The organism is Phreatobacter sp. AB_2022a (assembly GCF_026847585.1).
Taxonomy (GTDB): Bacteria; Pseudomonadota; Alphaproteobacteria; order Rhizobiales; family Phreatobacteraceae; genus Phreatobacter.
Genome location: NZ_JAPSET010000050.1, coordinates 21,351 through 41,279, shown reverse-complemented (window position 1 = coordinate 41,279; position 19,929 = coordinate 21,351). Strand labels below are relative to the sequence as shown.

The window sequence follows — 19,929 nt, the reverse complement described above, 5'->3', positions numbered from 1 at the left end:
TCGGCGGCCGTGTCGAGGCGCTGGCGCGCCGCCTCCAGCAGCCGCTCGGCATCGGGGAGCGCGCGGCTCGCCGCCCGCAGCGCGATACGCCGGTCGTCGAGCAGCCGGGCCATGCCGGCACCGTGCCGGCGGCCGAGATCGCCCACTTCAAGGATCAGGTCGGCCCGGACCGGCACGGCCATTTCAGCCGCCGCCGTCGGCGTCGGCGCCCGCCGGTCGGCGGCGAAATCGATGAGGGTCGTGTCGGTCTCGTGGCCGACCGCCGAGATCAGCGGGATGGCGCTCTCGGCGGCGGCGCGGACGACGATCTCCTCGTTGAAGCCCCAGAGGTCCTCAAGGCTGCCGCCGCCGCGCGCGACGATCAGCACGTCCGGGCGCGGCAGGTCGCTGTCCGCGCCGATGGCGTTGAAGCCGCGAATGGCGGCGGCGACCTCGGCGGCGCTGCCTTCGCCCTGCACCCGCACCGGCCAGACGAGCACGCTGCGCGGGAACCGGTCCTCCAGCCGGTGCAGGATGTCGCGGATGACCGCGCCGGTCGGCGAGGTGACGACGCCGATGACCTCGGGCAGATAGGGCAGGGGCCGCTTGCGCGCGGCATCGAACAGGCCCTCGCCGGCCAGCGCCTTGCGCCGCTCCTCGAGCAGCGCCATGAGCGCGCCGACGCCGGCCGGTTCCAGGCTGTCGATGACGATCTGGTATTTGGACGAGCCCGGAAAGGTGGTGACGCGGCCGGTGGCGACCACTTCCAGGCCTTCCTGGGGCTTGAACCTGAGGCGCCCGAACGTGCCCTTCCAGATGACCGCCTCGATGACCGCGCCCTGGTCCTTCAGGCGGAAATAGACATGGCCCGACGGGCTCGGGCCGCGATAGCCCGAGACCTCGCCGCGCAGACGGACGAAACCGAAGGCATCCTCGACCGTTCGCTTGATGGCGGTGGCGAGTTCCGAAACGGTGATTTCGGGAGCATTCGAAACTGCAATATCGGTCATTCCTGCCGAATCCGTTGCCGGTGACGCGCATCTTGTCTAAGCCACCGCATGCGAGGTTTCCAACCTTTGCCGCAACATCTGCCCGCCATGGCGACGGCGTCATCGAGGTCCTGACATGAACGTGCTCCTGGTCGGCGGCGGAGGCCGCGAACATGCGCTTGCCTGGGCGCTGAGCGCCAGCCCGCTGCTGACGAAGCTTTATTGCGCGCCGGGCAATCCCGGCATTGCGGCAGTCGCCGAGCTCGTGGCGCTCGATGTGACCGACCATGCCGCCGTGGTCGACTTCTGCCGCAAGGCTTCGATTGTCCTGGTCGTCGTCGGCCCGGAAGCGCCGCTCGTCGCCGGCCTCGTCGACGATCTCGACGCCGCCGGCATCAAGGCGTTCGGGCCGACCCGCTTCGCCGCGCAGCTCGAAGGCTCCAAGGGCTTCACCAAGGATCTTTGCCGCGACTTCGGCATTCCGACCGCGTCCTACGAGCGCTTCGCCGCGGCCGAACCGGCCAAGGCCTATGTGCGCGCCCAGGGCGCCCCGATCGTGATCAAGGCCGACGGCCTCGCCGCCGGCAAGGGCGTGGTCGTCGCCATGACGCTCGATGAGGCGCTGGGCGCCGTCGACATGATGTTTTCCGGCGACGGTCCCGCCATCGCGTCGGGCGAAGATGGCGCGAGCGTCGTCATCGAAGCCTTCATGAGCGGCGAGGAGGCCTCCTTCTTCGCCCTGTCGGACGGCGAGACGGCCCTGGCGCTGGCGACCGCCCAGGACCACAAGCGGGTCGGCGACGGCGATACCGGTCCGAATACCGGCGGCATGGGCGCCTATTCGCCGGCCCCGGTGATGACGCCCGAGATGATCGAGCGCACCATGGCCGACATCATCCGACCGACGGTCGCGGCGATGAAGGCCAAGGGCCACCCGTTCAAAGGCGTGCTCTATGCCGGCCTGATGATCACGTCCGACGGCCCGAAGCTGATCGAATACAATTGCCGTTTCGGCGATCCGGAGGCGCAGGTGCTGATGCCGCGGCTGAAGGATGACCTGCTGACCCTGCTGATCGGCACGGTCGACGGCCAGTTGAAGACGATGAGCGCCCGCTGGCACGACGACGTGGCGCTGACCGTGGTCATGGCGGCCAAGGGCTATCCCGACAAGCCGCAGAAGGGCACGGTCATCCGCGGGCTCGAAGGCCTCGCGGCGCTCGACCAGGTCGAATTGTTCCATGCGGGCACGGCGCTGAAGGACGGCGAACTCGTCGCCAATGGCGGGCGCGTGCTCAATGTCACGGCGCTCGGCGCGACCGTCGCCGAAGCGCAGGCCAGGGCCTATGCGGCGGTGGACCGGATCGACTGGCCCGGCGGCTTCTGCCGGCGCGACATCGGCTGGCGGGCGGTCGCGCGCGAACGCGGCGAGCCAGCCTGACCCGCAGCGCATGCGCCGCAGGGTCGATGGCGGGGGCCTGTTGCTTCCCTGCCGCAGGCCTTAGTCTGCCGTGGGCGATACCGACAGGAGCACGCATGGCCACCTCGGACCTCTTCCCCGGTTTCAAGTCGCATTGGGTCGACACCTCGATCGGCCGGATCTTCGCCCGGTCGGGCGGCAGCGGCCCGCCGCTGCTGCTGATCCACGGCTTTCCGCAGACCCATGTGGAATGGCACAAGGTCGCGCCTGATCTTGCCCGCTCCTTCACGCTGGTCCTGCCCGACCTGCCCGGCTACGGCTGGTCGGTGGCGCCCGCCGGCGGGCCGGACCACGCGCCCTATGCCAAGCGCGACATGGCGAAGATCCTGATCGAGGTGATGGAGAACCTCGGCCATGTGCGCTTCGCCGTCGTCGGCCACGACCGCGGCGCACGCGTCGGCTACCGGATGGCGCTCGATCACCCGGGCCGGGTCGAGCGGCTGGCGGTGGTCGACATCGTGCCGACCATCGTCATGTGGGAGCGCATCCGCGCCCAGGTGACGCCGAAGACCGAGCACTGGCTGTTCCTCTCCGGGCCGGAGGGCGTGCCGGAGGCCGAGGTCCTGAAGAACACGACCGGCTATCTCGACGCGAAGCTGAGCCTCTGGAGCAAGGCCGGCACGCTGGCCGCCTTCGACCCGCGCGCTCTGCAGCACTATCGCGACTTCTTCAACGAGCCGAACCGCGTCCATGCCTGCTGCGAGGACTATCGCGCCGGCGCCGGAGCCGACCTCGCGGCCGATGAAGCCGACAAGGCGGCCGGACGGACGATCGGCTGCCCCGTCCACGCGGTCTGGGGCTCGGCCGGCATTCCCTCCGCCGGCGCCGGCCCGCTCGAGGCCTGGGCCGTGTTCGCGCCGAAGGCCACCGGCGAAGCGGTCGATGCCGGCCATTTCGTGCCCGAGGAGAACCCGCAGGGCATGCTCGCCGCGCTGCTGCCGTTCCTGAGGGGAGGCTGAGCCGCGGCGGATGATGCCCGACCGCGCGCGGATCAGCCCAGCCCGATGGAGCCGCGCGCCCGGGCGCTCACCTTGGCTTTCAGGAAGGGCGTCCAGCCGAGCAGCAGGCCGGGCAGGCCGAGCGCCTGGCGCGACCAGCGCCAGAAGCTGAACGTATCCTTGTGATCGATGATCAGCCCGTCGCGGCAGACGAGGCGGGCCGAGACGTTGTTGACCACCGCCCGGCCGGTCTGGCTGAACGTATAGCCTGCCGTCCAGGCGACGCGCGCGGTCGTCTCGTCGGCCGCCTCGATCGTGTAGGAGACGGCCAGATCGGTCGCCCGGCCGGCCAGCAGGCGCCACATGAAACGGGCTTGCCGCGCATCGAGCTGGCCGAAGACCGGGTCCTCGAAACGGGCATCGTCCGCATAGAGTGCCCCCATGGTCTTGGCGTCGCGCGCCGCGAAAGCTTCGTAGAAGGCCTCGGCAATCTCCCGCGGCGCGGCCGGCATGGTCCCCTCCCCTGTTGCGCGATCGAAGGTGGTTCAGATCCGGCCGGCCGGCAAGTCCGGCTTCACCGGATCACTTGACCTCTCCGACCTTGACCCCTAACCGGTGCCCCATTCGGCTCCGGACCGCCAGGGCCGGCCCGCGCCAAGAGGATCGATTCCCACACGATCATGACCAGCACCATCGCCCTGCCTCCCGTCATCGACGGGCTCGCCGCCATCGCCGACCAGTATGACGTCGTCCTGTCCGACGTCTGGGGCGTCCTGCACAACGGCATGAAGGCCCATCCGGCCGCGGCTGCCGCCCTCGTCGAGATCCGCAAGCGTGGCGTGCCGGTCGTGCTGGTGTCGAACGCGCCGCGCCAGAGCCCGGTGGTGATCGGCCAGCTCGACCGCCTGGGCGTGCCGCGCGCCGCCTATGACGCGGTCGTCACGTCGGGCGACGTGTCCCGGGACTATATCCGCAAGCGGCCGGGCGAGCCGGTGCACCATGTCGGGCCGCAGCGCGACCTGGTCATCTTCGAGGATATCGGCACGCGGCTCGTCGGCATCGACGAGGCCGCCTATGTCGTGTGCACCGGGCTCGTCGACGACCGCACGCAGACGCCCGACGACTATGCCGGCCAGCTTGCCGCGATGCGGGCCCGCGACCTGTTCTTCCTGTGCGGCAATCCGGACAAGGTGGTCGAGGTCGGCGACAGCCTGATCTATTGCGCCGGCGCGATCGCCGACCGCTACCAGGCGATGGGCGGCGAGGTGCTCTATGCCGGCAAACCGTTCGAGCCCGCCTACGAGGCCTGTTTCGGGTTTGCCGAGCGCATTCTCGGCAAGCCCGTCGACCGCAGCCGGACGCTGGCGATCGGCGATGCGATGCGCACCGACGTCGCCGGCGCCGCGCGCATGGGCCTCGACTGCCTGTTCCTCGCCGAGGGCATCCATGCCGAGGACCTGCTCGGCCCCGACGGCCTGCGGCCCGAGGGACTGGCGGCGCTGATGCGCGAGACCGGCATGCACCCGCGCTATGTGATGCCTAAGCTCACCTGGTGAGTTCCCTCCGGTGGTGCATTGCGCCGGCCGGATCCGGCCGGTCTTGCCCGCGCCGCGCTATTTGAACAGGGCGTCGATGGCGGCCTGGCTGCCGCCCTCGCCTTCCGGCTTGGAGAACAGGGCATCGACCTGGCTCTGGTCCGCCCCCGCGCCGTCAAGCTGCGGCCCGTGCAGGATGTTGCGCACCTTGCGCTCCTCGCGCCGGCGCTCCTCGTCGGTCATGTAGCCCTCGGCATCGGCGGCGTTGATCGCCTCGGCGAAACGCGAGACGCGCGCCTCGATGTGCTGCAGCGTCTCGATCACCTTGGCGACGCGCTGGCCGGTAATGTCCTGGAACGAGCAGGCTTCGAAGATCAGCATCATGCGCTCGTCGACGAGCGCCTTGTAGCCGGGCTGCGCGGGATCGGCCGCCATCACCTCCTCGGCCGCGCCCATGATCGTATCGGTCGCCTTTTCGGTGGCCTTGACGATGGCATCGAGCTCCATGCCGGCGGCGGGAATGCGGCTCTGCTTGAGATCGTTCGGCTGCAGCCGACCGATCTCCGCCTTCATGTTGGTGATGAACGTCGCGATCTCCGAGAGCTCGCGATAGACGGCCATGTCGAGCGAGCGGAAGAAGCTGGAGAGCGATTCGACGGTCAGCTCGGCGAGAGCCACGACGTCGCCGAGCGACACGTCGTCCTCGCGCCGCGCGCGGACGAATTCGACGATCCGATCCAGGTGATCGGTTGACACGCGCTTCATGGCTCTACCCATTCCTTGGGGCCGGCGACTTCTGGTCCCGGCGGAACGGGCCGCGGCCCGCCCCGGACGGGGATCGGCATTGCGGGATGCGCAGGCCGTCAGTCGGCGAACACGGCGTCGATCTTGGCCTTCAAGGTCTGCGCGTTGAACGGCTTGACGATGTAGTTGTTCACGCCGGCCTTCTTGGCCGCGATGACGTTTTCGGTCTTGGATTCGGCGGTGACCATGATGAAGGGCGTGCGGGACAGGTGGCCGTCGGCGCGCACCTCCTTCAGCAGCTCGTAGCCGGTCATCGGCTCCATGTTCCAGTCGGAGATGACGAGCCCGTATTTCTTCTCCTTCATCTTCGCCAGCGCGGCCGAGCCGTCCGAAGCATCGTCGATGTCTTCGAAGCCGAGCTGCTTGAGAAGATTGCGGATGATGCGGATCATCGTGTTGTAGTCGTCGACCACGAGGATCGGCATCGAGAGATCAACGGCCATCGAACCTGCTCCAACGCCACGACGTTGCCGGCAAGGCCCGTCGAGAATTCACGCAAAGCCCGATCATTCCTGGGCTTCGTGGGCCAAAACCTAGAGATGAGCGTTGAAGAAGCAGTTAACGGCAAGGTAGCAGGCCCTGCGAAAAAAGGCGCGGTTCGGGCGGGATTATCGCCGGTTTTTCTTAACCTTACGGATTGGTTGGCCAGGCTCGGGAGCGGCGCGGCGCAGGTCCCGCCGGCCTGCCCTTCCTGCACCGGGCTCGCATGGCAACGGCCGGCCCTGTAGGATGCGCGCCACAGGAGATCCCGCATGACCTACTACCAGGAGCAGTCGCCTTTCTCGACCGGGCTCGGCGGCCGCTGTCCGCGCTGCGGCGAGGGCGCGCTGTTCGAAGGCTTTCTGACGCCCAAGGCCCGCTGCAGCGCCTGCGGCCTCGACTATTCCTTCGCCGATGCGGGCGACGGGCCGGCGGTATTCGTCATCCTGATTGCCGGCTTCCTGATCTGCGGCCTCGCGCTGTTCGTCGAGTTCCGCTACCAGCCGCCCTTCTGGCTGCACGCCCTCCTCTGGGGGCCGCTGATCCTGATCGTGACGCTTGGCCTGCTCCGGCCGATGAAGGGCCTGATGATCGCCCTGCAATATGCCAACAAGGCACGCGAGGGCCGGATCGACGGCGGCGGGCCGGAACGCTAAGCCCGGCCGCATGACCGATACCCGCCGCCATTCGCTGCTGCTGCCCGGCATCGCAGCCCTCGTCGCCCTCACCGTGCTCGTCGGGCTGGGCACCTGGCAGCTGTCGCGGCTGGCCTGGAAGAACGAGCTGATCGCGCAGGTCGCGGCGCGCAGCCACGCCGCGCCCGCGCCGCTGCCGCCGCCCGCCTCCTGGCCCGCCATGACCGCGGAGAGCGACGAATATCGCCGGGTCAGCGCGACCGGCAGCTTCCGCCACGATGCCGAGGCCTATCTCTATTTCGTCGCGGGCGACAGCCGCAGGGCGGGCGAGGCCGGGCACGCCCAGGGCCAGGGCTATCTGGTGATCACGCCGCTCGTCATGGCCGACGGGCGGATCGTGCTGGTCAATCGCGGCTTCGTGCCGACCGACCGGCGCGATCCGGCGAGCCGGACGCAAGGCCAGCTGCCGGGCGTGGTGACCGTCACCGGCCTCCTGCGCTATCCGGAGGCCCGCGGGCTGTTCGCGGCGCCCGACGATGCGGCGCGCCGGCTGTTCTATACCCGCGACATCGGCGCGATGGCGGCCGCGCTCGGCCTCGACAGGCGCCAGACCGCACCGTTCCTCATCGATGCCGACAGTGCCGATGTGCCCGGCGGCCTGCCGCAGGGCGGCCAGACGCGCCTCGTCTTTCCGAACCGCCACCTCGAATATGCGCTGACCTGGTACGGGCTCGCGCTGACCCTGGTCGGCGTGTTCATCGCCTTCGCGCTGCAGGGGCGGCGCCGGTAGGCAGCCCGACGGCGTCTTTGCACGCCGCTTATGCGCGCTCCGGCAAATCCGAATGGCGGTTTGACGGCCCGAGGCGCCACATCCAGGGCGACCCAAGGAGGTCGTCATGGCATCGATCGTTCACGAGCCCCGCCCGGCCCGTCCCTTTATCGCCGCCCGCAGCAGCCTCGCCGACCCGCCGCGCTCGGCGGCGCTGCGCGCTCTGGCGCGCCGCTTGGCACTCCATCTCGCCGTTGCCGGCTGCCTCGCGCTGCCGCTGATCGCGGCACTGGCGCTGCGCGCCTACGTCTTCGTGCCGCGCTGAGGACGAACCGCGATGGCCCAGTCCTCACGCCATTCCGGCGCTCGCGCGCCGCACCTCTTCATCGTCGGCCCCTGTGCGCACGGATTGTGGGCCGCCCGCGACCTCGACGGCAGCGCCGAGGGCGTCTTCCGCACCCGCAAGGCGGCGATCCGCTTCGCCCTCGTGGAGGGCGGCCACGACAATATCGTGACGCTGAGCAGCGAGCCGGTCGAACCCTCGTTCATGCGGAGCGTGTCATGACCCTGCCGCTTCTCGCGCTGCATGCGCCGCGCCGGCCCAGCCTCGACGAGCAGGTCTGGCACGCGGTGTTTCAGGGCTTCGCCGAGGCGACCCTGCCGCTGATCCGTGATCATCTGGCGCGCGGCACGCGCCACCACGGTATGATCGCGAACCTGCTCAATGCCCGCGGCATTCCGTGCTATGGCCACGCCCGCTGGACCGCGACGGATATCCGCATGGTGCTGAGCCATGGCGCGCTGAGGGAAGCCGGCTGACCGGCCCCTCGCTCCGTTCGGCAAGCTCCGATCAGACGCGGCGCTGACCCGAACGCTGGCCATGCTGGCCGCCGGCGGCCGGCTGGCCGCTGCCGAACTGCTCCTGGACCGACAGCAGCGCCGCGCGGGCGGCAGTCTTTTGGGCGTTGAAGGCGGCCGCCTCTTCTTTCGAAATGGAGCCGTCGCCGTCGGTGTCCATGGCCTTGAACAGGTTGCGGCGCGACGCCGACCAGGCGTTGCGGTCCGCGCCATTGGCCGTCTCGGTCGCTTCTGCCTGGCCGGTCGGCATATTTTGCCCGGCGGCGAGGAACTCCGCCTGCGAGATGAGGCCGTCCTGATTGGCGTCGAGCCGGTTGAAGACCTGCTCGAAATCGTTGGAATTGCCGGTCCGGCGCGTGTTTCCGGAGCCATTGGCCTGGCTGTTCAGGGCGTTCGCCGCCCCGGTCAGCAGGCCGAGTGCCGCTGCGTACATGTCCGCTCCCTTCGCGTGCATCGGTGATGGTGCGAAGGGCTTCGCAGGAAGCGTGCCAGAGCCGGTCAGAACCCGGCGGGCTGGCCGACGGCCACGACCAGCAGCTTCGGATCACCCAGCAGGCGCCTGGCGACCCGCCGCTGGTCGTCCAGCGTCACGGCGGCGATCAGGCCGTTGCGGCGCTCGAGGTAATCGGGGCCGAAACCGTCGAGCTGGATGCGGATGAGATTGCCGGCGATGGCATTCGAGGTTTCGAAGCGCAGCGCCCAGGAGCCGATGAGATAGCGCTTGGCCTGATCGAGCTCGGCGTCGCTCGGCCCGTCGCGGCCCATGCGCGCCAGTTCCTGTTCGATCACTGCAAGGCTTTCGGCCGCCCGGTCGTTGCGGGTGGAGGTGCCGCCGGTGAGCAGGCCCGCCGCCTCGAAGGCGGCAAGACCCGACGTGACCGAATAGGCGAGGCCGCGCTTTTCCCTGACCTCGGTATAGAGCCGCGACGACAGCGTGCCGCCGCCGAGGATATGGTTCATCACGAAGGCCGGAATGAAGTCCGGATCGTTGCGCTTCAGCCCGGCGAGTCCGAAGGACATGACCGTCTGCGGCACGTCCAGCGCCACGAGCCTGCGCTCGCCGGCTCCGGCCAGGGCCGCCTGCGGCACGGGTGTCAGGCCGGCCTCGGCAGGCAGGTCGGCGAAGACCGCGTCGAGCACGCCCGCCAGGGCTTCCGCCGTGATATCGCCGACAACGGCGATCTTCAGATGCGCGCGCGAGACCATGCGCCGGTGCAGGGCCAGGAGGTCGCCGCGCGTGATCTTCTGCACGCTCTCGGCCGAGCCGATGATGCGCCGGCCATAGGGATGGCCGGGGAAGGCCGTCGCCCAGAAGGTCTCGTTGGCGATCGCATTGGGATTGGTCGACGCGCGCCGGATGTTGGCGAGCACCGACTGGCGGATGCGCTCCAGCGGCCGGTCGTCGAAACGCGGCCGGGCGAGCGCCAGCTTGAGCAGCGCAAAGGCCTCCGCCCGGTGCTCGCTGAGCACCCGGAGCGATCCCGACAGCGTGTCGCGCGCCGCCGCGAAGGTCATTTCGATGGCGCGATCCTCGAGACGCTTGCTGAACGCCTCGCTGTCCAGTTCGCCCGCGCCCTCGTCCAGCATGGCGGCCAGCATGTTGGCGGTGCCCGGCAGGTCCGGCGGATCCTGCGCGGCGCCGCCGCTCATCGCAAAATCGAGGGCGATGATCGGCAGATGCGTCTGCCGCACCAGCCAGGCCTCGATCCCGCCGGGAGACCTGACCCGCTCGACACGGCTCGCGGTCTCGGCCGCTGCGGCATTGGACAGAAGGGCTGACGTCATGGCGAGGGCCCCTGACACGAAGCGACGACGAGGCGAAACCGGGGTCATCCGTGGTCCCCGCGCACGAGTTCGGCCGTAACCGCGCGGTCGAGGGCGAAGGCGCGCGCGGCGGCCCTGGCGACATCGGCCACCGTGATCTTGCGCACCCGGTTGGTCCAGTCCTGCAGGTCGGCGACCGTTGCGCCGCAGACCAGCGCGGAGCCGTACATGCGCGCCATCGAGGCCTGGCTGTCCTGTGAGAAGATGGAATCGGCGATCAGGCGGGTCTTGGCCCGGGCCAGCTCTTCCTCGGTGATGCCGTCCTGCACGAGCCGGCCGAGCACATCCGCTATGGCCGTCTCCAGGCGCTCCAGCGTCACGCCCGGCCGCGGCGAGGCGAAGACGCCGAACCGGCCGTCGCCGAGCGACGATCCCGCATAGAAGCCGCCGGCGCCGGCCGCGAGCCCCTGTTCGGTGACGAGCGCCTTGAAGATGCGGCCGTTGGGACTGCTGCCAGCGATCTGGCCGAGGATTTCCTGCGCCTCGGCCTCACCGGGCGCCGCCGTCGCGTAGGACGGAACGATCACCGCGTGGCTCATGCTCGGCTGGGCGACGCGGGGATCGGCGAGCCGCACCCGTTCGCGTTCCGTATGCACGGGCGATGGCGGCCGGCGGCGCGGACGGATGGCAGGATTGGCCGCGATCGTGCCGTAGGTCGTCTCGGCGAGACGCACCACGTCGTCGGGCGTGACGTCGCCGGCAATCACCAGGACGGCATTGTTGGGCGCGTAGTGGCGCCGGTAGAAGGCCAGCGCGTCGTCCCGGTTGAGCAGGCGGATCTCGCGCTCCCAGCCGATCACGGGAATGCCGTAGGGATGATCGCGCCAGAGCCGGTGCGAGAAGGCCTCCGACAGCCGGGCGCCGGGATCGTTGTCGGTGCGGCTCTTGCGCTCCTCCAGCACCACGTCGCGCTCGGGATCGACCACCGCATCGGTCAGGACGAGGCCGGTCATCCTGTCGGCCTCGAACTCCATCATGGTCGCCAGGTGCTCGCGCGCGACCCGCTGGAAATAGCCGGTATAGTCGTAGGAGGTGAAGGCGTTCTCGTTGCCGCCGACCGAGGTGACGGCGGTGGAGAAAGTGTTGCCAGGGGCGCGCGCCGTGCCCTTGAACATCAGATGTTCGAGGAAATGGGCAATGCCGGATTTGCCCGCCTCCTCGTCGGCCGAGCCGACGCGATACCAGAGCATGTGGGTGACGACGGGAACCCGGTGGTCGGGAATGGCGATCACCTCGAGCCCGTTCGGCAGCACGCTGCGTACCACCCGCTCGACCGGCACCGTGCCGCCGGCGTTGGATGCCAGCGCCGGCGCGGCCGTCGCGGCAAGGGTCGTGGCAAGCGAGCGTCGGGTGATCGGCATGGAGGGCACCACGCAGGAGAAAAGGTCAATCTGTCATCAATACCGCATTTTTGCGGTCCGCGCGGCATGTTGGCGCAAACATGATCGTGCCGGCCGGCCACCCGCGGGGCGCCCACGAAAAAGGGGCGGCCAAAGCCGCCCCTTGCTGGAAAGACCGCATGCCCGCGGCAGGATCAGGAGACCTCCGGCGGCTCAGTGTCCGCCGCCGGTGGCCGCGCCGACCGCGGCGCCCGCCCAGTTGTAGCCCCAGACATAGATGCAGGCGAACAGGAACAGCCAGACCACGTCCACGAAGTGCCAGTACCAGGCCGCCGCCTCGAAGCCGAAATGCTTGGCTGGCGTCAGGTGCGTGTCCTTGTAGAGGCGCAGCGCGCAGATCAGCAGGAAGATGGTGCCGATGATGACGTGGAAGCCATGGAAGCCGGTCGCCATGAAGAAGGTGGCGCCATAGATATTGCCCGAGAAGCCGAAATGGGCGTGGGAATATTCATAGGCCTGCAGCGTCGTGAACAGGGCGCCGAGGGCGACCGTGAACCACAGATACATCTTGGCGGCCTGGCGCTCGCCGGTGACGATGTAGTGGTGGGCGGCGGTCACCGTGGTGCCGGAGAGCAGCAGCACCATGGTGCCGAGCAGCGGCAGATGCAGCGGGTTGAAGGTCTCGATGCCCTTCGGCGGCCAGTGGCCGCCGGTCAGCTCGGTGCGCTGGAACTGATGCACCTCGCCCGGGAACAGCGCGGCGTCGAAATAGGCCCAGAACCAGGCGACGAAGAACATCACCTCGGAGGCGATGAACATGATCATGCCGTAGCGCAGGTGCAGCGAGACGACCCGGGTATGGTCGCCCTGCTGGCCTTCCTTCACCACGTCCGACCACCAGCCGAACATGGTGTAGAGCACGCCGATCAGACCGGCGAAGAACACCACCGGGCCAAGCTTCAGCCCGGCCAGCGGCAATGCCTTCATCCACATGACGGCGCCGACCGCCATGAAGAAGGCCGACAGCGAGCCGAGGAACGGCCAGGGGCTCGGTGGCACGAGGTGGTAGTCGTGATGCTTGGTATGGGCCTCGGCCATTTCTGGTCTCTCCGGTTTCCCTTCGCAGCGGCTCGCGCCGGCTGATTTCGTTCCGTGTTCAGTTCGCCCGGACGTTCGCCGGGGCGCCGGCCACCGGCCGCGCCGCCGGCGTCTGCCGGAAGAAGGTATAGCTCAGCGTGATCGTGTTGACCGTGCGTCCTTCCGGATCGTCGGCAATGGCCGGATCGACGAAATAGACGACGCTGAATTCACGCGTCTCGTGCGGCCCCAGCGTCTGCTCGGTGAAGCAGAAGCACTGCAGCTTGTTGAAGAACCGTCCCGTGCCGAGCGGCGCGACATTGTAGCTCGCCATGCCGGTGGCCGGCTGGTCGGAATGGTTGGTGACCTTGTAGACCATGGTATGGGTCTCGCCGGCCCTGACTGTCTGGCGCGGCGTATCAGCCTGGAAGCGCCAGGACAGGCCGGGCGCGACATTGGCGTCGAACCGGACGTCGATGACCTGGTCGACGACCCGGTCGGCCGGCCGCTCGGCCACCATGGTGGTGCCGCCGAAGCCGGTCAGCCTGCAGAACATGTCGTAGAGCGGCACCATGGCGTAGGCGGCGCCGAACATGAGGAGGCCGAAGCCGAGCGCCGCGCCGCCGACCTTCAGGTCGCGCAGCCAGTTCCGCCTCGCAATGTCGTCAGCCTTCGGACCGGGCATGGCGCGACCCTACAGTGGACGGTTGAACATGGCCGGGCCCTTCACCAGGGTGACCGCCCAGAACAGCACGCAGAGACCGGCGAGCACCAGCGCCAGCGCGACGTTGCGCTGCCTGCGGCGCTTCTTCTCCTCCTCGGTGAGGACGATCCCCTTCTCCGGCTCCTGGCCTGCCATGACACGCCCCATCGTTCACAGAAACCGGGCGATCAGGCCCTGCTCGACGAGCAGGACGGCAAAGAGCGCGAAGAGATAGACGAGCGAAAAGCCGAACAGCCGGCCGGCCGCCTTGCGCGCCGGAGCGCCTTCGCGCAGCCGGTAGACCTCGATCGACAGCCAGAGCATGCCGATCCCGCCGATGGCGGCCGCAACGCCGTAGCCGATGCCGGCGAAGCCCATGAACCAGGGCAGGACGCCGAGCGGGGCGAGAATGACGCTGTAGAGCAGGATCTGCTTGCGCGTCTCGGCCTCGCCCGCCACCACCGGCAGCATCGGCACGCCGGCGCGGGCATAGTCGTCCGACTTCAGCAGGGCCAGCGCCCAGAAATGGGGCGGCGTCCAGAAGAAGATGATGAGGAACAGGACGGCCGCTTCGAGCGACACCGTGCCGGTCACGGCAGCCCAGCCGATCATCGGCGGAAACGCGCCGGCGGCACCACCGATCACGATGTTCTGCGGCGTCGAGCGCTTCAGCCACATCGTATAGATGACGGCATAGAAGAAGATGGTGAAGGCAAGCAGGCCGGCGGCCAGCCAGTTGGCGACGAGGCCGAGTACGACGACCGAAAAGGCCGAGAGGATCAGGCCGAAGGCGAGCGCCTCGCCCGGTGAGACACGGCCGGCGGGAATCGGACGCTGGGCGGTGCGCGACATCAGGGCGTCGATGTCGGCATCGTACCACATGTTGAGCGCACCGGAGGCGCCGGCGCCGACCGCGATGCACAGGAGGCTCGCCGCGGCCAGGACCGGATGCAGCGTGCCCGGCGCCACCACGATGCCGACCAGCGCCGTGAACACGACGAGCGACATCACCCGCGGCTTCAGGAGCGCGATGAAGTCTCCCGGCGTCGCCTGGCTGACCAAGGCCGCGCGGCCGGCTCCGTTGGTTTCGTCGACGAAAGCCAAAGCGTGCTCTTCACTCGTCTCGGGCCGGAAGCCGGACGGCAACCGGGGTGCTTTCAAGGTCATGTCGGCCACCTCTCAGGTGCCCGGGTGGATGACGGGTCCGGGGCGCTCTGCGGCCTCGGACCCGCCGGTCTCGTGGTCGGGCCGGCGAACCGGCCTCCGGCATCAGCGGATGCGCGGCAGTTCCTCGAACTGGTGGAACGGCGGCGGCGAGGACAGGGTCCATTCCAGCGTGGTCGCGCCCTCACCCCACGGATTCTCACCAGCCTTCTCCTTGCGGATGAAGGCGAGCGCGATGCCGACGAGGAAGATCGCGACGCCAACGGCGGCAATGTAGGAGCCGATCGACGAAACGAAGTTCCAGGTCGCGAAGGCGTCGGGATAGTCGACGTAGCGGCGCGGCATGCCCTGCAGGCCCAGGAAGTGCTGCGGGAAGAACACCAGGTTGACGCCGATGAAGGTGACCCAGAAGTGCAGCTTGCCGAGGAACTCGGAATACATGTAGCCGCTCATCTTGGGGAACCAGTAGTACCAGGCCGCGAAGATCGCGAACACGGCGCCGAGCGACAGCACGTAGTGGAAATGCGCGACGACGTAATAGGTGTCGTGCAGAGCACGGTCGATGCCGGCATTGGCAAGAACCACGCCGGTGACACCGCCGACCGTGAACAGGAAGATGAAGCCCACCGCCCACAGCATCGGCGTGGTGACGCGGATCGAACCGCCCCACATGGTGGCGATCCAGGAGAAGATCTTCACGCCCGTCGGCACCGCGATCACCATGGTGGCGGCGACGAAATAGGCCTGGGTCGAGGTCGACAGGCCCGCCGTGTACATGTGGTGGGCCCACACGACGAAGCCGACGACGCCGATGGCGACCATGGCGTAGGCCATGCCGAGATAGCCGAAGACCGGCTTGCGGGAGAAGGTCGAGACGATGTGGCTGATGATGCCGAAGGCCGGCAGGATCAGGATGTAGACCTCGGGGTGGCCGAAGAACCAGAACAGGTGCTGGAACAGGATCGGGTCACCGCCGCCGGCCGGATCGAAGAAGGTCGTGCCGAAGTTGCGGTCGGTCAGCAGCATGGTGATGGCGCCGGCGAGCACGGGCAGCGACAGCAGCAGCAGGAAGGCCGTGACCAGGATCGCCCAGGCGAACAGCGGCATCTTGTGCAGCGTCATGCCCGGGGCGCGCATGTTGAAGATCGTCGTGATGAAGTTGATCGCGCCGAGGATCGACGAGGCGCCGGCGATGTGCAGCGACAGGATGGCAAAGTCCATCGCCGGACCGGGATGGCCGGAGACCGAGAGCGGCGGATAGATGGTCCAGCCGCCGCCGAAGCCGTGCGTGCCGGGGGCGCCCTCGACGAACAGCGAGATGATCAGCAGGCCGAAGGCGGGCGGCAGCAGCCAGAACGAGATGTTGTTCATCCGCGGGAAGGCCATGTCCGGCGCGCCGATCATGATCGGCACGAACCAGTTGGCATAACCGCCGATCATCGCCGGCATGACCATGAAGAAGATCATGATCAGGCCGTGGCCGGTGGTGAAGACGTTGAAGGTCTGCGGATTGGTGAAGATCTGCATGCCCGGATGCATCAGTTCCAGCCGGATGCCGATCGACAGGGCGAAGCCGACCAGGCCCGCAATGATCGCGAACCCGAGATACATCGTGCCGATGTCCTTGTGGTTCGTCGAATAGACGTAGCGGCGCCATCCGGTCGGATGCGCATGATCGTCATGCGCGTGATCGTGCGCATGATCGGCGGACGCGTGAGCCTGAGCCATTACTTCAAGTCCTCGACATCTTCTGTCGGTTATGAACGCGAGAGCGGCGCATCAGCGCGCCGCGGGAAGATCGGCAGCAGCAACCGTGGTCGCCGGCTGTTCGGCGGAAGCGAACTTCTTCTTCGCCTCCTCGAGCCAGGCGGCATAGGCCTGCTCGGAGACCACGCGGATGGCGATCGGCATGAAGGCGTGATCCTTGCCGCAGAGCTCGGAGCACTGGCCGTAGAAGATCCCCTCGCGGGTCGCCTGGAACCAGGTCTCGTTCAGCCGGCCCGGCACGGCGTCGACCTTGACCCCGAAGGATGGCAGGGCGAAGGCGTGGATCACGTCGGACGAGGTGACCTGGACGCGGACGATCTTGTTGACGGGAACGACGACCTCGTTGTCGACGGCGAGCAGGCGCGGCACTTCGGAGCGCGGCGTGCCGCGGGCCACCCGCTCGGCGATCTCCTGCTCGGTCTGCATGGTCGAGACGAAGCTGAAATTGCCGTTGTCCGGATATTCGTAGGACCACTTCCAGGTGGAGGCGATGGCCTTGATGGTCACGTCGGCGCGCGGGATCGTCAGCTGCTGGTAGAGCAGGCGGAACGAGGGCACGGCGATGATGATCAGGATGAAGACCGGGATCACCGTCCAGGCGACCTCGAGGCCGACATGGTGCGTGACCTTGGAGGCGACCGGGTTGCGCTTCTCGTTGAAGCGGAACACGCACCACAGGAGCAGCACGGCCACGAACACCGAGATGACGACGATGATCGGCAGCAGGAAGGCATTATGGAACCAGTGCATGAATTCCATGATCGGCGAGGCCGCGACCTGGAAATTGATGCCGCCCGGCTCCGGCTGACCGAGACCCGGGGTCTGCGCCATTGCCGGATCGAGGGCGCCGAGCAGCACCGTGGCGCACAGGAGCGCCAAAGCTCCGCCCCACCCGGCCGGCGCGCCGTTCCGCATCGCCTCACGCATGTTCTTCCGCTCCATATCCTCAGGCTCGAACACGTTCCCTCGTGCTGCGAGTCCGACTTTGTTCATCCGTTCGCGGCCTGCGCACCGGTCCGGCGCTGCGTCGCGGGCAAAGATCCTCGTGCTTTCCGAGCGGGCGCGCGTCGTCACGGGACACGCCACACACGGTAAAAGGAGGGGCTTTCGGCCCCCTTGAAACACAAAAACGCCATGCTCGCAATGCGACCGTTGGGGCCCTGTGCGGCGCCCCAAACAGATCTAGCCTAAACTCGTTATAAACTCGACGACAGAACCGTGGAATCCTCCCAAAGGCGACATTTGCCCTCGCGATTGCGGCACCGCGCCGGCATTTGGCTCTCAGCCTTGACAGGGTTACCGTGGAATGGTCCCTCCCCTGGCCCGGGGGGGTTCGGCCGCCTGTCCGGCGCGATTCGACCCGGCCGTCGCCGTGCCTTTGAACTTCTGGGAGCACAACCAATGAACATGCCGTCCTCGATGCGGTCGCCCGGACTGAGCGGCCCGGCGCGCATCGGTATGGCGCGCCCTCGCCTGGCGCGCGCCGCCCTGGCCTTCGGCGCGGCGCTGGCGCTCGCCGCAGGCTTTGCGGCCGCGCCCGCCCTGGCGCAGGGCGCGGTGAAGGCGACCCATGGCGACTGGCAGATTCGCTGCGACACCCCGCCCGGCGCGCGCTCCGAGCAATGCGCGCTGGTGCAGAACGTCGCCGCCGAGGACCGCCCGAACGTCGCCTTGACCATCATCGCGCTGAAGACGGCGGACGGGCGCGCCCGCCTGCTGCGCGTGCTGGCCCCGCTCGGAGTGCTGCTGCCGTCCGGCCTCGGGCTGAAGATCGACAATGCCGATGTCGGCCGCGCCGGCTTCGTGCGCTGCCTGCCGTCGGGCTGCGTTGCCGAGGTGGTGCTGGAGGATACGCTGCTCAACCAGCTCTCCTCCGGCCAGACCGCGACCTTCATCATCTTCCAGACGCCCGAGGAGGGCATCGGCGTGCCGGTCTCCCTCAACGGCTTCAAGGACGGTTTCACGGCCCTGCCGTGACCCTCGGCTCCGCGGTTATGTCACGCCCGCGCCCAGATTGACCGCCACAAGCGGTGCCGGGCCGGATCCGGCGCCCGCCGAAGACGCCCATGCCGCCCGGAATGCCGGACGGTCCTCGCGAGAATGGAATATCGATCATGACCGATCTCTCGCTGCTCGCCCGCGCCGGCCTCGATGCCGGCGAGACCCGCACCATCGTCGCCCGGGCGCTCGAGGGCGCGGACGACGGCGAGCTTTTCCTGGAATATCGGCAGTCGGAGCAGCTTCTGTTCGACAATGGCCGCCTGAAACAGGCGGGCACCGACAATTCGCAGGGCTTCGGGCTGCGTGCCGTGAAGGGCGAGGCGATCGGCTACGCCCATTCCTCCGATATCTCGGAAGAGGCGCTCAGGCGCGCCGCCGACACGGTGCGGGCGGTGGCCGGCGGCTACGAGGGAACGTTCGCCGCCGAGCCGGGCCGCAGCAATGCGCGGCTCTACGGCGACGAGAACCCGCTCGATGAGCCGGCCTTCGCCGACAAGGTCAAGCTCCTGGAGACCATCGACTCCTATATCCGCGCGCGCGAGCCGAAGGCCCGGCAGGTCACCGCCTCGCTCGCGGCCTCCTGGCAGGTGGTCGAGATCCTGCGTGCCGACGGCGGCCTCTATCGCGACGTCAGGCCGCTGGTGCGCCTCAACGTCTCGGTGGTCGCCGGGGCGGGCGACCGGCAGGAAACCGGCTCGCACGGCTATGGCGGCCGTGCCGGCTATGCCGACTTCATCGCCGAGGGCCGCTGGCAGCACGCCTGCGACGAAGCGATCCGCCAGGCCCTGGTCAATCTCGACAGCGTCGCCGCTCCGGCCGGCGAAATGGATGTCGTGCTCGGCCCGGGTTGGCCGGGCGTGATGCTGCACGAGGCGGTGGGCCACGGCCTCGAGGGCGATTTCAACCGCAAGGGCACCTCCGCCTTCGCCGGCCTGATGGGCCAGGAGGTCGCCGCCAGGGGCGTGACCGTGGTCGACGACGGCACGCTCGCCGGCCGGCGCGGCTCGATCTCGATCGACGACGAGGGCACCGCCTCCAACCGCACGGTGCTGATCGCCGACGGCGTGCTGGTCGGCTACATGCAGGACCGGCAGAACGCCCGGCTGATGGGCGTCGCGCCAACCGGCAACGGCCGGCGCGAGAGCTATGCCCATACGCCCATGCCGCGCATGACCAACACCTACATGCTCGGCGGCGGCCACAGCCGCGAGGAGATCATCGCGAGCGTCCGCCAGGGCCTCTACGCCGTCAATTTCGGCGGCGGCCAGGTGGACATCACCTCGGGCAAATATGTCTTCGAATGCACCGAGGCCTACCGCATCGAGAACGGGCGCATCGGTGCCCCGGTCAAGGGCGCCATGCTGATCGGCTCGGGCCCGGCCGACATGAAGCGCATCACCATGATCGGCGACGACATGAGCCTCGACAGCGGCATCGGCACCTGCGGCAAGGCCGGCCAGTGGGTACCCGTCGGGGTCGGCCAGCCGACGCTGAAGATGGAACGGATCACGGTCGGCGGCACCGGCTGACGGGCGTGTCGCGGCCGGCACGGCCGGACGTGCGGGAAAACCCTCGGGTATCCCCGCCGC

General features: G+C 68.5%; 23 protein-coding genes. 10 read left to right on the top strand and 13 right to left on the bottom strand.

The window, feature by feature from the left end:
• A partial coding sequence (gene xseA / locus OZ671_RS26630) for an exodeoxyribonuclease VII large subunit (RefSeq protein ID WP_268863513.1) occupies positions 1–989 on the bottom strand: 989 nt, incomplete at its 3' end.
• Between the two features lie 115 nt (positions 990–1,104).
• Here xseA and purD point away from each other — a divergent pair.
• Positions 1,105–2,406, top strand: coding sequence for a phosphoribosylamine--glycine ligase (purD, locus tag OZ671_RS26625; protein ID WP_268863512.1), 1,302 nt, complete (start codon positions 1,105–1,107; stop codon positions 2,404–2,406).
• A gap of 95 nt (positions 2,407–2,501) precedes the next feature.
• Positions 2,502–3,404: an alpha/beta fold hydrolase gene (locus tag OZ671_RS26620; RefSeq protein WP_268863511.1), complete on the top strand. Its 903-nt coding sequence runs from the start codon at positions 2,502–2,504 to the stop codon at positions 3,402–3,404.
• Positions 3,405–3,436: 32 nt separating this feature from the next.
• Here OZ671_RS26620 and OZ671_RS26615 read toward each other — a convergent pair whose 3' ends face one another.
• Positions 3,437–3,895 (bottom strand): nuclear transport factor 2 family protein, encoded by a 459-nt coding sequence (locus tag OZ671_RS26615; protein ID WP_268863510.1) that lies wholly within the window; start codon positions 3,893–3,895, stop codon positions 3,437–3,439.
• 168 nt (positions 3,896–4,063) lie between these two features.
• Between OZ671_RS26615 and OZ671_RS26610 the strand changes: the two genes are divergently transcribed.
• Positions 4,064–4,939, top strand: coding sequence for a TIGR01459 family HAD-type hydrolase (locus OZ671_RS26610; RefSeq protein ID WP_268863509.1), 876 nt, complete (start codon positions 4,064–4,066; stop codon positions 4,937–4,939).
• 57 nt (positions 4,940–4,996) lie between these two features.
• On the opposite strand, the gene OZ671_RS26605 is transcribed toward OZ671_RS26610, so the two are convergent.
• Together OZ671_RS26605 and OZ671_RS26600 are read right to left on the bottom strand one after the other, a co-directional pair.
• Complete coding sequence (locus OZ671_RS26605; RefSeq protein ID WP_268863508.1) at positions 4,997–5,683, bottom strand: protein phosphatase CheZ; 687 nt, start codon at positions 5,681–5,683, stop codon at positions 4,997–4,999.
• A 98-nt stretch (positions 5,684–5,781) separates the two neighbouring features.
• Positions 5,782–6,165, bottom strand: a complete 384-nt coding sequence (locus tag OZ671_RS26600) for a response regulator (protein WP_038304568.1) — start codon at positions 6,163–6,165, stop codon at positions 5,782–5,784.
• 309 nt (positions 6,166–6,474) lie between these two features.
• Between OZ671_RS26600 and OZ671_RS26595 the strand changes: the two genes are divergently transcribed.
• From OZ671_RS26595 to OZ671_RS26575, 5 genes are all read left to right on the top strand, one after another.
• Positions 6,475–6,858, top strand: a complete 384-nt coding sequence (locus OZ671_RS26595) for a DUF983 domain-containing protein (RefSeq protein ID WP_268863507.1) — start codon at positions 6,475–6,477, stop codon at positions 6,856–6,858.
• A 10-nt stretch (positions 6,859–6,868) separates the two neighbouring features.
• Positions 6,869–7,627, top strand: coding sequence for an SURF1 family protein (locus OZ671_RS26590; RefSeq protein WP_268863506.1), 759 nt, complete (start codon positions 6,869–6,871; stop codon positions 7,625–7,627).
• 106 nt (positions 7,628–7,733) lie between these two features.
• Entirely contained in the window at positions 7,734–7,931 is a 198-nt protein-coding gene (locus OZ671_RS26585) for a hypothetical protein (RefSeq protein ID WP_268863505.1), read from the top strand.
• 12 nt (positions 7,932–7,943) lie between these two features.
• Complete coding sequence (locus OZ671_RS26580) at positions 7,944–8,171, top strand: hypothetical protein (RefSeq protein WP_268863504.1); 228 nt, start codon at positions 7,944–7,946, stop codon at positions 8,169–8,171.
• A complete protein-coding gene (locus tag OZ671_RS26575) occupies positions 8,168–8,425 on the top strand; it encodes a hypothetical protein (RefSeq protein ID WP_268863503.1) in 258 nt (85 codons plus the stop codon). The genes OZ671_RS26580 and OZ671_RS26575 overlap by 4 nt, the downstream gene beginning before the upstream one ends.
• Before the next feature lie 31 nt (positions 8,426–8,456).
• On the opposite strand, the gene OZ671_RS26570 is transcribed toward OZ671_RS26575, so the two are convergent.
• The 9 genes from OZ671_RS26570 to coxB all read right to left on the bottom strand — a co-directional run bounded on the left by OZ671_RS26570 (position 8,457) and on the right by coxB (position 17,266).
• Positions 8,457–8,897 carry an EF-hand domain-containing protein gene (locus OZ671_RS26570; protein ID WP_268863502.1) on the bottom strand — a complete coding sequence of 147 codons (441 nt, stop codon included), beginning with the start codon at positions 8,895–8,897 and terminating at the stop codon, positions 8,457–8,459.
• Positions 8,898–8,962: 65 nt separating this feature from the next.
• Positions 8,963–10,249 (bottom strand): M16 family metallopeptidase, encoded by a 1,287-nt coding sequence (locus OZ671_RS26565; protein WP_268863501.1) that lies wholly within the window; start codon positions 10,247–10,249, stop codon positions 8,963–8,965.
• A gap of 44 nt (positions 10,250–10,293) precedes the next feature.
• A complete protein-coding gene (locus OZ671_RS26560; RefSeq protein WP_268863500.1) occupies positions 10,294–11,649 on the bottom strand; it encodes a M16 family metallopeptidase in 1,356 nt (451 codons plus the stop codon).
• Positions 11,650–11,841: 192 nt separating this feature from the next.
• Positions 11,842–12,726 carry a cytochrome c oxidase subunit 3 gene (locus OZ671_RS26555; protein ID WP_268863499.1) on the bottom strand — a complete coding sequence of 295 codons (885 nt, stop codon included), beginning with the start codon at positions 12,724–12,726 and terminating at the stop codon, positions 11,842–11,844.
• Between the two features lie 58 nt (positions 12,727–12,784).
• A complete protein-coding gene (locus OZ671_RS26550; protein ID WP_268863498.1) occupies positions 12,785–13,390 on the bottom strand; it encodes a cytochrome c oxidase assembly protein in 606 nt (201 codons plus the stop codon).
• A 9-nt stretch (positions 13,391–13,399) separates the two neighbouring features.
• The gene (locus OZ671_RS26545) at positions 13,400–13,564 is read right to left on the bottom strand and encodes a hypothetical protein (protein WP_038304593.1); all 165 of its coding nucleotides are present in this window, start codon (positions 13,562–13,564) and stop codon (positions 13,400–13,402) included.
• Between the two features lie 15 nt (positions 13,565–13,579).
• On the bottom strand, positions 13,580–14,512 hold the full coding sequence (locus tag OZ671_RS26540) for a heme o synthase (RefSeq protein ID WP_442957131.1): 933 nt from the start codon (positions 14,510–14,512) through the stop codon (positions 13,580–13,582).
• Between the two features lie 165 nt (positions 14,513–14,677).
• Positions 14,678–16,300: a cytochrome c oxidase subunit I gene (gene ctaD / locus OZ671_RS26535; protein WP_268863496.1), complete on the bottom strand. Its 1,623-nt coding sequence runs from the start codon at positions 16,298–16,300 to the stop codon at positions 14,678–14,680.
• 51 nt (positions 16,301–16,351) lie between these two features.
• Positions 16,352–17,266: a cytochrome c oxidase subunit II gene (gene coxB, locus OZ671_RS26530; protein WP_442957130.1), complete on the bottom strand. Its 915-nt coding sequence runs from the start codon at positions 17,264–17,266 to the stop codon at positions 16,352–16,354.
• Positions 17,267–17,797: 531 nt separating this feature from the next.
• Between coxB and OZ671_RS26525 the strand changes: the two genes are divergently transcribed.
• Together OZ671_RS26525 and tldD are read left to right on the top strand one after the other, a co-directional pair.
• Positions 17,798–18,316: an invasion associated locus B family protein gene (locus OZ671_RS26525; RefSeq protein WP_268863515.1), complete on the top strand. Its 519-nt coding sequence runs from the start codon at positions 17,798–17,800 to the stop codon at positions 18,314–18,316.
• A 137-nt stretch (positions 18,317–18,453) separates the two neighbouring features.
• On the top strand, positions 18,454–19,869 hold the full coding sequence (tldD, locus tag OZ671_RS26520) for a metalloprotease TldD (RefSeq protein WP_268863495.1): 1,416 nt from the start codon (positions 18,454–18,456) through the stop codon (positions 19,867–19,869).
• Positions 19,870–19,929 lie beyond the last annotated feature (60 nt).